We start from the raw sequence: 13,567 nt of genomic DNA on the forward strand, positions 1-13,567 counted from the left end.
ATATGTTGAAAATTACTCAATTTACTATTTTATTCATGCTTACCTGTTGCATTCTCACAGCCCAGCAAACAGTTACTGGCTTGGTGACAGGAAACGATGGATTACCACTCATTGGTGTCAATATTTTTGAAAAAGGCACTGATAATGGTACGACTACTTCAATCGAAGGTACTTATACCATAGAAGTCCAAAACGAAAATGCTGTTCTCACTTATTCTTACATAGGTATGCAGGAAGTCGAGCGAATTGTAGGACAAAAATCGAACATCGACGTCATCATGTCTGAAGATGCAAAAGTGTTAGATGAAGTAGTGGTGACGGCACTTGGATTAGAACAAGACAAGGATAATCTTGGATATGCCAGTTCAAATGTAGACGGACAAAGTATAGTAAAATCTGGGGAGCCTACTGTTCTTAATTCATTAGCTGGAAAATCTTCCGGTGTAAGGATTACAAGAAATTCAGGAGATCCCGGAGCTGGATCCTATATTCAAATTCGTGGACTTTCCACCATTACAAGGGATAATCAGCCATTGATAGTTGTCGATGGTATACCTATCAGCAATGATGTAAGAGGAAATAGCGACAGAGGAGGTGTCAGTCAGGAGTCTAGATTAAATGATATAAACCCGAATGATATTGAAAGTATATCTGTACTGAAAGGGGCTTCAGCTGCAGCCTTGTATGGGACACAGGCTTTAGGAGGTGTGATTTTGATAACTACCAAAAGTGGAAGCTTTCAATCCAAAACCAGGGTCTCCTTGAAAAGTACTTATTCATTGGATGTGATCAATAGAATTTATCCCCTACAAACAACCTATGGACAGGGAGATCGAGGCGTTTGGAATCAAAGAGCTAGGGATTCGTGGGGAGATAAAATAGCTGATCGTAGTGGAGGTACAGACAATTTCGATACCTCTGGTGAGTATTTTGTGGACCAGGAAGGAAACATTTACTATCCCATTATCGATAAAACTTCTCAGACCATTTATGATCAAAGTAATTTTGATCAAATTTTTCAAAATGGTCAATTTCTTGAAAATAACTTGAGTGTCAATGGAGGTAACAAATCAACTGCAGTTTACTTCAGTCTGAGTGATATGAATCAACAAGGAATTATACGAAACAACTCAGATTACCGTCGAACAACTTCAAGAATGAATGTCAAGCATCTTTTCTCTGACAAAGTTAAATTGAATGTAACTTCTAATTATACGCGTACGGCGTCAAATCGAATACAAAAAGGAGCAAATTCTTCTGGTCTCTATCTGGGTTTACTTCGAACACCTCCTGATTTTGATAATACAGGATACCGTGGTGAATACTTTAGAAATTCAGATGCTTCTCCAGTTCCCAACAGACACAGATCTTATAGAGAACCTATTGCGGCGGATGGAACTCCCACATACAACAATCCATCTTGGACGATTAATGAGCAAGAAAATAAAGCAAAAGTGGACCGTTTCATTAGCAGTGCAGAATTAACGGTATCACCCACCTCGTGGATAGATTTGATAGGAAGAGTGGGATTGGATCATTATTCTGAGAAAAGAAATGAATTCTTTACTCCGGGATCAGCAGCAGGTGCATTCAATTCAGGACTTTATGAGCAATCCATTGCTACCAATACTGTTTTTAATATGGATTATATCGCTAAGGCTACCAGAAATCTGACCAATAATTTGAACGCAACGGCACTAGTAGGGTTTAATTATAATCAAAAATCAAGAAATGTTAATGGTGTCAACACCGTAAATTTCATTCAATTTGTGGATGTAGCGAGTGTTGTAAGAGATAAGGACAATGCACTTCCTGAGAATGTCACAACCGCGAGTTCACAGGGACAGGAGCGCACAGCTGGGGTTTACTCTTCACTTTCTTTGGATGCCTTCGATATGTTGTTTGTTAATGGTACTCTTAGAGTAGAATCTGCTTCTACATTTGGAGATGCGGCGAACAATACTTTTCTTTTTCCTTCAGTTTCAGCCGCATGGCATTTTAATAAATTAGGTAGTCTTCAGAATGATATTTTCTCTTTTGGTAAACTAAGGGCTTCATATGGTGAAGTGGGGGTCCAACCGGCAAGATACAATACCTCTAATGTGTATGTTTCACCTACCTTCAATGATTCATTTGGGGGAGGTCTGAATTTGGGATTGTATGGAAATGGAGGTTTTGTACCTAGCGCATTTAGAGGAAATTCTTCACTCTTGCCTGAGCGCAAGAAGGAGTTTGAAGTTGGCACGGACCTCAGATTCCTAAAGAATAGACTTTCATTCAGTGCTACCTACTTTGATAACGTAACTGAGGACGTACTACTTGACTTTCCAGTCGCTAATTCTAGAGGATATAGTCAAATTTATGCGAATGGGGCAGAGATCAGAAATGATGGGTTTGAACTGGACTTAGGTTACGATATCATCCGTAATCAAAACATGAATTGGAACCTGACTGCAACATTTACCAGAGTAAGAAATGAAGTCACTGATCTGAACGGAATTCAATCCATCAACTTAGGAGGATTGGCTGCTGTGAATTCAAGGGCAATTGAAGGCCAACCACTAGGTGTATTATGGGGATCGAGAACATTGCGAGATGAAAATGGTGCAATCGTGTATGATGAAAATGGATTTCCTGAGCAAGATGAACTAGAAGGCGTAATCGGCGACCCTAATCCAGATTGGCAGGGATCGTTAATTTCAAGTTTCAGCTACAAAAACTTTACCTTAAGTTTACTATTTGAAACCTTTCAGGGGGCTGATATTTTCGCAGGAACGAAGTCAGTCTTAACTGATTTGGGAAGATGGAAAGGTACTGACAACGAAATCACTGCATCTAGGAATCTCAAAGAATACAATGGCAATATCATTTTTATAGGTGAAACCTTTAGAGGTAATGTTCAAGACTTTGGTGCAGGACCTGTCGCTTTAACTGAGTCTTGGTATAATGGAGATGGAGGGTTTTTTAGCAATGGAAATGATGAATTGTTTATTGAAGACGGCTCCTGGTCCAGACTACGTGAAATGAGCCTGTCTTATCGATTGAATCCCGGATGGACCAATAGCACTCTTGGAAAAGGTGGCATGGAACTCACCTTGACTGGTCGCAATCTTCTATTATGGTCGCCTTTCGAGGGAAATGATCCGGATACCAATCTTTCTGGAGTAAGCGTAGCGAGAGGTATTGATTATTTTAATAATCCTGGAACCAAATCTTATGTATTAAGTCTTCTTCTTGATTTTTAAAAATAAATTATGACTAAAATAATAACCATTATACTACTTTCCACTTTGCTATATGCTTGCAGTGGATTAGTAGACGGAATTAATCAGGATCCCAATAATCCAACAAGTGCGTCTTATGAAAACATCCTTACAGGATCTCAGGTAGGGAATATCATACTACAAACGGGAGAAACCGCCAGAAGAGCAGGAATTTTTAGCGGATATTACACCGGACTTGATCGTCAGCACTTGGGTTTTAGCAATTATTCCTTGACCACTAGTGACTTTAACGCTTTGTGGTCTGATATTTACGTTGATACCTATCGAAATGCACTAGTAGCTGCGGATGCCGCTGAACAGGAAGGAATAGAAGGTATTACACTTGGAATAACCCAGGTGATGCGTGCCTATGCTATCGGTACTGCAGCCTCTCTATATGGTGATGTTCCTTTTGAAGAAGCCGGAAAGATAGAAATCGAAAATCCTGCATATGAGGAACAATTGGCAGTATATAATTCGGTGCAAAGCCTTTTAGATCAAGCTATTTCTAATTTGGAAAGCGGAGGCGGCCGTCCTGCTTCTGGTGCAGATATATATTACAATGGAGATCCTGAACGATGGAGAGAAGCGGCCTATACACTTAAAGCCAGGTTTTTCATGCACACTCAGGAATACGCACAAGCATACAGCGCTGCTCAAAATGGGGTCAGTTCTTTTGGCAGTTCCATGTATGCTCCACATGGTAGTGGATTAGAAGAATCCAATTTGACTTATTTATTTTTCGCAGTAGAAGTAAGGGGCGCAGATGTGATTGTTTCAGATTTTATGAGCAGTTTGGTTGATTCGGATCCTCTTGAGAATACAGATCCCGGTCTATATAGAGGCCATTCGAAGACAGATGAAACCGCAAGATTTAACTTCTATTTTAACAGAAATAATCTAGGAGTTCAGCCCAACACTATAGATGGTTTTGCTGCTGCTACAGCCTCTGCACCTTTGATTACCTATCAGGAAAATTTATTAATCCTGGCCGAAGCTGGATTTAGAAGTGAAGGATTTGAGGAGGCACTCATAAGACTTAATGATTTTAGGGCATTTATGAACGAAGGTGGTTACATTGCCGACGGGCCTGCTCCTGATTTGCTATACGATCCATTTGAAGAAGCTGATTTCACGTCCGGAGGAATCGAAAACATGGATGGTATTGATAAGGAAGCCGCGCTTCTAAGGGAAATTTTAGAAGAAGATTTGTCACCTTCTTTAATCAAATAGAGGGTTTTAATGATATCAGAAGGACATTGAATGAAATCGGTGTTAGAGTTCCCGTTCAGCCTAACATGGGGTCTGAACTTCCACAAAGATTCCTATATCCACAGAGTGAAATAGACAGAAATACAAGTGTTCCTAATCCTATACCTGGATTGTTCACTCCTACAGATATCAATCAGTAATTATTGCTTGAAGAAAAAAAATTGACAATGAAATATTTTAACAAGATTCATACGACCATATATCTAAGTCTCATACTTTTACTAATCGCGATATCATGTGGTGATCGCGAAGAATTGCTGACTGATAATACCCTTAAAATTTTAGCGATTTCTATAGATGGCGAAGATGTTTCCAATAGTGCAGAAGACATATCAAAAAATCCTCAAATTACCATTGTGTTTTCGCATACACTGAATACAACAGCGCTCGAGTCTGGTCTATCTTTTTCAGGCTTGTCTTCGAATGCATATGACATTGAATATGCCAATACCAATTCAACCATCACAATTCAACCGAATGATCCTTTAGATTTCGAAACCAATTATACCATCAGTCTTGCGCCGGGAATCTATGGTCAGGATGGAACAGAATTAGAGGAAAACTTCGAGTTTTCCTTCACCACTGCTCCTTTTATACCACCCAATGTGACGCTAGAAGTTGATAATGCATCTGTAAGTGAAAATCAAGAAAGCGCGGTAATTATTGTTTCGCTAAGTCAGGCAGTAGAGGAGCAAGTTACGGTTGATTTAGAAATCTCAGGGGAGGCTACCCAGAATATTGATTACACTTTGAGCAAAACTGAAGTGATATTGCCTATTGGCATGACCACAGATACCATCATTTTATCTACCATTCAAGATGGAGAAATAGAAGGTTCTGAGTCTGTTGAAATTGCTATTGCAAATATTACAAACGCTGTCGAGCTTGAACCCCAAGTCCTCTCCATTGTTATTCTGGATGATGACGTAGATACCAATATGGATGGATTTCCGGATCGCGGATTTATCATTAACGAAGTTTTGTTTGACCCACCTGGAGGAGATGCTGGAGACGCTAATGGAGATGGAACAAGAAGCCCATCAGAAGACGAATTCATTGAATTTGTAAATGACTCTGATAGAGAAGTTGACTTAAGTGGTTTTACACTATATGATGCCAATAACTTAGAAACTCTCGAACCTCGACATACATTTCCTGACGGCACAGTCATTCCTAGTGGTGGCATCTATGTTTTGTTTGGCGGGGGGAATCCAAGCGGCGACTTTGGAACGGCGGAAGTTGCTGTGAGTACGACAGGAAATATGAATTTATCAAATGCAGATGATGTGATCACCATTTTAGATAATCAAGGCAATGTTTTTCTGAGTTTCGATACTCAGATTGAAGGAGCGGGTATATCATTTGGGGAAGATCAATCTATTACAAGAAGTCCTGATATTAACGGAGCATATACCCTCCACACGAATGCTAATGCAGAGTCTTTTTTCTCCCCAGGTAAAAAAGCTGACGGAACCAATTTTGCAGGTGGTTCGGTAAACAATGGTGTAGGATTTATAATCAATGAAGTATTGTTTGACCCACCTGGAGGAGATGCAGGCGATGCCAATGGTGATGGAACGAGAAGTGCATCTGAAGATGAATTCATTGAGTTTGTGAACGACTCTGATGAATCAGTTGACCTTAGTGGATATACATTGTTTGATGCCAATAATTTAGAAACTATGGAGCCTCGACATATTTTTGCTGAAGGTACTGTGATACCACCAGGTGGTGTTTATGTTTTGTTCGGGGGTGGAACACCTACGGGTTCGTTCGGTGAAGCACAAGTTGCTGTTTCAACAACAGGAAATATGAATTTATCTAATTCAGATGATGTCATTACTATTCTGGATACTGATAATAATGTTTTTATGACTTTTGACACACAGGATGAAGGTGCCGGAATAGACTTTGGATCTGACCAATCTGTTACCAGGTCTCCGGACTTGGAGGGAAGTTTTACTTTGCATACCACTGTCAATCCAGCGCTTCTATATTCACCAGGAACAAAAGCGGATGGCACATCGTTTTAAAAACGTGCGTAAGGAAATATGGATACTAGGCTTTTTGTGGATTACCTTTGGCTTGAGCTGCTCTAAGAAAGATGTTGATACCGAAAACAACCTAAATTTGCTTAGCGTCTCTGTCAATGGTTTACCGCTGATGGATCAAGTTGAAAATGTGTCTATTAACCTAAATCTGGAACTAGTGTTTTCAGGTCAATTAGAGACAAATAAATTTGAAAATTCATTTCAACTTTTGAAAGATGGTGTCGAAGTAATAAACAATTTAAATTTTAGATACAGAAATGCCTCAACTAAGGTTAATATTGAAAGAGAGCTTGAATATAGCACCCGCTATGAAATCAAGCTTAGTAACCTGGAAATTGGCAAAGAAGGCTTTAAGCTTGATGAAGCTATATTGTTTCAATTCACAACACAAGAAGAAGGGGTGGCAACTTATTTGCCACCTTGCCTGTCTGCGGCGGCGGATTGTCTCCAGATATTAAGAATAAAACAAGATGAGATTTTTTTAGACTTTGCCTATTATGCTAGCTTTCCTATATTTCAAGAGAACTTAAAACTAGATTCTGTAAGAAATGTAGTGATGGTAATTCATGGCCAAAACAGAAATGGCGATGAATACTATAATTCAATGATCAAAACTATAAAGAGTTTAAACAAAACCAACTCTACTTTGATATTGGCTCCACTCTTTGAAACCAATACTAGCTCCACGGGAAACAATATATTTTGGCCGACGACCAGTTGGAGACAGGGTGCTCTTTCACAAGGGAGTGGGTCTGTTAGCTCAGCTAAAGTTATTTATAGCTTTTTGGACCATTTTAAAGACAAGAATGTATTTCCCAATCTTGAACAAGTAGTAATAGCAGGTCATTCTTCCGGTGCAATGATGTCACAGATACTGGCTACACTCATAAATCCAGAGCGTTATCTTAATGATTTCGATCTGATGTTTACTGTTGCAAACAGCCAATATTTCTATTACCCTTTAGACTTTAGATTTGATGAAATGTCAAACGAGTTTCAAAATGTTAATAATTGCCCTAACTACAATTGGTGGCCCTACGGAAATGTAAACTTTCCGGACTACATGACTGACATATTGTTGGGTAATACAGAAACAAATATTACCACAAATCGTGTTTTGTACTTGTTAGGAAATAATGATGTAGTGACTACCGGTTCCTTGAATACCGATGATTGTGCTGCCACTGTTTTAGGAAAAAGTCGTTTTAATAGAGGGGAGAATTACATTCGCTTTTTAAAGGAATACTATCCTGAAGCAAACCAAAGTGAAAAAATAATAGTCTACGGCGTAGGTCATAATTATGATTCCATGTTTAATGCTCAGCAATTCAGATCATGGCTAGATGGGAACCTGGATTAAATCTTCTCTATTTCCCTTTCAGTATTGTTAGAGTCCATTTTCTATATTTGTGTCAAATGAAATATATTCTAATTATACTTGTTTTTCTGCCTTTACTGTCCAGTGCACAATACACTCATATTCCTCTTCATTCGGACCTCCATGACTATGCACGAAAACTAGAAATACAAGGCAAGTCGGATTTACATGCAGCCATCGGTGAATATTCATCCCGAAGTGTATTTAGAGAAACCATTGATACTTTTGTTTCTCTTTCCGGTTCCCAAAAGTACCTTGCCACAAAGCTTATAAAAACATATCCAGAATTCTGGGACGATATTTCTACTTCAGAAGTTTTCCAGGCTGAATACATTGACAGTACTCAGACCTTTTATACGTCCAAAGAATACCAGTATTCGGAGATTTTGAACATTATTGAACCTGAAAAGCCAATTCTCAAATATTTTTACGCCAACAGAAATCACTTGGCACTCATTAAAGCCAAAGGGTTTTTACTTAAAATCAATCCTGTTTTGTATTTCGGGGCAGGTCAGGATTTGGCTCAGCAAAAACTGACTTTTGAGAACCGCAGAGGGATAGCTCTAAGTGGGCATATCAATGACAAAGTATATTTCTATTCCGACATACTTGAATCTCAGGCCGTTTTTCCAACTTATGTCAATAACTACGTTAACAAATTCAAAGCTATTCCCGGAAATGGCTTTTATAAAAACTACAATTCCGGGGTGGTTGAATCCTTGAGAGGATATGATTTTCTAAATGCAACAGCCTACATCAATGTCAATATCTCTAAAAATATCGGTGTAGAATTTGGTAATAATAATCAGTTTCTGGGAAATGGTCAACGGTCACTTTTGCTTTCTGACTTTACGAATAATTATCTCTATTTGAAACTGAACACCAAGATCTGGAAACTACATTATCAAAACATTTTTGCGGAGTTAATACCCATTTCACCTAAGGATGTACCTTCTGGCCAGATTATCTCCCGCAAGTACATGACTACTCATTACCTAAGCTTTAAACATAAAAATATTGAATTGGGGGTATTTGAGACTGTCGTTTTTGGTCGTGATGATGGTTTTGATCTTCAGTATCTCAACCCTGTGATTTTATATAGATTAGTAGAATACAATCTGGCAAGTTCAGACAATGTCTTGATAGGACTTAATGGAAAGTGGAATATTGGCCGAAAATTTCAGCTTTATGGACAGGTCATTATGGATGAATTTAAGCTCAATGAATTTACTACCAATGATCCCGATCGACAAGGATGGTGGGCCAACAAATATGGTATTCAAGCCGGAGTCCGTTATGTAGATGCATTCAATATCGAAGGTTTAGACTTACAAACAGAATACAACAGAGTCAGGCCATATACATATGGACATCGTTTTATCCAGAACAATATATTGGCCAATTATTCACACGCTAATCAAGCACTCGCTCATCCGTTAGGCGCTAACTTTAGTGAGGTAAATTTTTCAGCAAGCTATTACATTACACCAAAATTAAAATTAAGTTCATCAAACTATTTCATGTTACAAGGTCTGGATACCCCTGAAATTCTTTTTGGAGCTAATATTTTGAGGTCCTCAGATGAAAAGCCGGCAGAATTTGGAAATACATTACTTCAAGGACAGTCATCTCGTACCATACTATCCATGAATAAGTTAAGTTATGAAGTATTTCCCAATTACTTTTTCGATGCTAAGCTAAACTTTCGGTCTCAAAGGTCAGAAGTGTCAGAACTGAACTTTAATAACCTGACATTAGAAGGTGCGATCAGGGTCAATTTTTGGGAACCTAAAATGTTCTTTTAAGTCTATTCCTAACCTATGGAAGAACTACATCGATAAATATCTATCGGCTGTACATTTCAAATTTCATCCTTTGTTCAACGCTACTTAACTGCAATACCGATGTTTTCTTTACTAATTCCTCAATCCTATTGCGTAATTTTGCGCTCTTATGGAAACATCCAAGTCAATTAGAGAAGTTGTAAAGAAGAGGATCCTGGTCCTGGACGGCGCAATGGGCACCATGATTCAACGCCATAAACTCACTGAGGATGATTTTAGAGGTGAACGCTTTGCAAGTTTCCATAAAGACATTAAAGGCAACAACGATTTGCTCGTGCTCACGCAGCCCGAGATCATCAAATCTATTCACGCAGCTTATTTGGATGTAGGCTCTGATATCATAGAAACCAACACTTTTAATGCGAATGCCATATCTATGGCGGACTATGATATGCAAGATCTGGTTTATGAAATTAATGTGGAAGCTGCGAAAATTGCCAAAGCTGCCACGAATCAATATTCAGATAAGCCTCGATTTGTAGCAGGAGCTCTTGGTCCAACTACCCGATCTGCTTCTATTTCGCCTGATGTGAATAACCCAGGGATGCGTGGTGTGGATTTTGACGAGCTGGTAGAAGCCTACTACGAACAGGCTAAAGGCTTGATGGACGGAGGAGTAGATCTGTTTTTAGTGGAAACTGCTTTTGATACATTGAATGCAAAGGCGGCCCTATTTGCCATTGACCAATTGCAGGAAGAAAGAGGTTCTGACTTACCTATCATGGTATCAGGAACGATAACAGATTCCAGTGGGAGAACTTTATCCGGCCAGACCATCGAGGCCTTTTGGATTTCTATCAAACATATCAAATTGTTCAGTGTAGGCCTTAACTGTGCACTCGGTGCTAAAGAATTGAGGCCTTATGTTGAAACGCTCAGTAAAATATCCGAGGTTTATATTTCCGCTTATCCTAATGCTGGCCTTCCCAACGAATTTGGAGAATACGACCAAAGTCCCGAGGAAATGCAGAGCTATATAAGAGATTTTGCATCCAGTGGATTTGTCAACATTATCGGAGGCTGTTGTGGTACCACACCGGACCACATTCAAGCCATGGCTAAAGCAGTAAAGGGATTACCTCCCAGAGAAATACCAAAAGTGGATGCTTTGCCAATGTATGCCGGCTTGGAACCCCTTATTGTCAGAAAAGACCTCAACTTCATCAATATTGGAGAAAGGACCAATGTGACCGGTTCAAGAAAATTCGCCAGGCTGATTAGGGAAGAAGATTATGAAGAAGCGCTTTCCGTGGCTCGGCAACAAGTAGAAGGTGGTGCTCAGATCATTGATATTAATATGGATGAAGGAATGTTGGATTCTGTAGAAGCGATGAAAAAGTTTCTGCTACTTGTCATGAGTGAGCCGGACATTGCCAAGCTGCCGATCATGATTGATTCTTCGAAATTTAGTGTCATTGAAGAAGGTCTGAAGTGTGTGCAAGGTAAATGTATTGTGAATTCCATTTCAATGAAAGAGGGAGTGGAACAGTTTAAAGAACAAGCTAAGATTGTCAAGCGCTACGGTGCTGCTACTGTCGTGATGGCATTCGATGAAAAAGGTCAGGCAGATACCATCGAGCGAAAGGTTGAAATTTGCAAACGAGCATACGATATATTGACAGAAGACGTAGGTTTCCCAGCTGAGGACATTATTTTTGATCCCAACATATTTGCTGTAGCTACTGGAATAGACGAGCATAATGAATATGCCATTAATTTTATCGAAGCTTGCAAGCAAATTAAAAAATTGTGCCCAGGCGCTTTGATTTCGGGTGGTGTAAGCAATATCTCCTTTTCTTACCGAGGAAATAATGTGGTTCGTGAAGCCATGCACTCAGCTTTTTTGTACCATGCCATTCAAGCAGGTATGGACATGGGGATCGTGAATGCGGGAATGATGGAAGTCTACGAAGAAATTCCGCCTAAACTGCTTACCAAGGTGGAAGATGTTTTATTTAATAGACATCCTGAGGCAACCGATGCATTGACTGCTTATGCTGAAGAAGTCAGAGGAGCAGGAAAAAAGAGAATTGTTGATCTGGAATGGAGAAAAGCATCAGTCCAAGAAAGGCTGGCACATTCATTGATCAAAGGCATTACTGATTTCATCGATGAAGATGTAGAGGAAGCTAGGCTAAAATATGATCAACCTTTAAGCGTCATCGAAGGGCCGCTAATGGATGGCATGAATCGTGTGGGAGACTTATTCGGTGCGGGCAAAATGTTTCTTCCTCAAGTGGTAAAAAGCGCACGTGTTATGAAAAAAGCGGTAGCGATTCTTACGCCATACATTGAAGCCGCTAAGCAGTCTACTGCTGCATCAACAAAAGGAAAAATTTTATTGGCCACCGTAAAAGGGGATGTACACGATATAGGTAAAAACATTGTTGGAGTAGTTCTGGGTTGCAATAATTATGAAATTATTGATCTGGGTGTGATGGTGCCTGCTAATAAAATTCTGGAGGAGGCTGAAAGTAGAAAAGTGGACATCGTAGGACTCAGTGGATTAATAACCCCGTCTTTAGATGAGATGGTCTATGTGGCTGCGGAAATGGAGCGTCGAAAGATGAAACTTCCTTTGCTGATTGGCGGCGCTACAACTTCTAAAATACATACCGCAGTCAAAATTGAACCTGAATACTCAGGACCAGTGGTACACGTTTTAGATGCTTCAAGAAGTGTGGGTGTGGCGTCCGCTCTACTTACAGAGGATGAAAATGACAGAAATAATTTCTTCCTCGATACCAGAAGGGAATATGCAGATATGCGTGAGAAACGGGCTGCCAGAAAAGACTTTAAGAAATATATATCCATAGAGGAAGCACGTCAAAATCGTGTTAAAATAGATTGGTCGTCTTACAGTGCACCGATTCCTAACCAATCAGGCATTACGGTCTTTAACGACCTTGACTTAAACGAACTACTACCCTATATCGATTGGACGCCATTTTTCATCAGTTGGCAATTGCATGGACGCTATCCCGTGATCTTCAATGATGAGGTAGTTGGAAAAGAAGCTCGACAATTGTATGATGATGCACAGAAAATGATTGAAAAAATCGTAGAAGAAAAGTGGTTGGAGGCCAATGGAGTGGTCGGAATTTGGCCAGCATATGCACAAGGAGATGATGTTGTGATCAAAGCCGGGGAGGAAGTTGTCACCCACCATTTACGCCAACAGAGAAAAAAAGCAGTGGGTAAATCCAATTATTGTTTGGCTGACTTCATTGCGCCTAAGGATGATTATATAGGAGGTTTTGCCGTGACAGCAGGTGGAAAAATAGAAGAAAAGGTTCGTGAATTCGAGGAGGATCACGATGATTACAATGCGATTTTATTGAAAGCTCTTGCTGATCGGTTTGCTGAAGCATTTGCCGAATATGCTCATGCGAAAGTTCGCAGAGAGCTCTGGGGATATGCAGCTGATGAAAAACTAGACAATGACGCATTGATAGCGGAAAAATACCAAGGGATACGCCCAGCTCCAGGTTATCCCGCCTGTCCCGATCATACAGAAAAGCCTATCTTGTTTGATCTTTTGAATGCGACTACTAATACCGGTATAATATTGACTGAATCCTATGCGATGTATCCAGCGGCATCGGTCAGTGGTTGGTTTTTTGCGCATCCCGAAGCCACTTATTTTGGAGTTGGAAACATAAATGAAGACCAGATAACCGATTATGCACGTAGAAAAGACATGTCTAAGAAAGAGATTGAAAAATGGCTGGCACCTAATTTGAATTATAAGTAGCTGCT

General features: G+C 39.7%; 7 protein-coding genes. All 7 read left to right on the forward strand.

Annotated elements, in window-relative coordinates; translation table 11 throughout:
* The first annotated feature begins 2 nt into the window (after positions 1-2).
* The 7 genes from L2567_RS18145 to metH all read left to right on the forward strand — a co-directional run bounded on the left by L2567_RS18145 (position 3) and on the right by metH (position 13,562).
* Positions 3-3,245 (forward strand): SusC/RagA family TonB-linked outer membrane protein, encoded by a 3,243-nt coding sequence (locus L2567_RS18145; protein ID WP_235299246.1) that lies wholly within the window; start codon positions 3-5, stop codon positions 3,243-3,245.
* Positions 3,246-3,254: 9 nt separating this feature from the next.
* A complete protein-coding gene (locus L2567_RS18150; RefSeq protein ID WP_235299247.1) occupies positions 3,255-4,496 on the forward strand; it encodes a SusD/RagB family nutrient-binding outer membrane lipoprotein in 1,242 nt (413 codons plus the stop codon).
* A 26-nt stretch (positions 4,497-4,522) separates the two neighbouring features.
* Positions 4,523-4,675: a hypothetical protein gene (locus L2567_RS18155; RefSeq protein ID WP_235299248.1), complete on the forward strand. Its 153-nt coding sequence runs from the start codon at positions 4,523-4,525 to the stop codon at positions 4,673-4,675.
* 27 nt (positions 4,676-4,702) lie between these two features.
* Positions 4,703-6,568 (forward strand): lamin tail domain-containing protein, encoded by a 1,866-nt coding sequence (locus L2567_RS18160; RefSeq protein ID WP_235299249.1) that lies wholly within the window; start codon positions 4,703-4,705, stop codon positions 6,566-6,568.
* Entirely contained in the window at positions 6,552-7,946 is a 1,395-nt protein-coding gene (locus tag L2567_RS18165) for a hypothetical protein (protein ID WP_235299250.1), read from the forward strand. Before L2567_RS18160 ends, L2567_RS18165 begins: the two co-directional genes overlap by 17 nt.
* 56 nt (positions 7,947-8,002) lie before the next feature.
* Positions 8,003-9,769, forward strand: coding sequence for a hypothetical protein (locus tag L2567_RS18170; RefSeq protein ID WP_235299251.1), 1,767 nt, complete (start codon positions 8,003-8,005; stop codon positions 9,767-9,769).
* Positions 9,770-9,917: 148 nt separating this feature from the next.
* On the forward strand, positions 9,918-13,562 hold the full coding sequence (gene metH / locus L2567_RS18175) for a methionine synthase (protein WP_235299252.1): 3,645 nt from the start codon (positions 9,918-9,920) through the stop codon (positions 13,560-13,562).
* Positions 13,563-13,567: the final 5 nt, after the last annotated feature.

The organism is Portibacter marinus (assembly GCF_021533195.1).
Lineage (GTDB): Bacteria > Bacteroidota > Bacteroidia > Chitinophagales > Saprospiraceae > Portibacter > Portibacter marinus.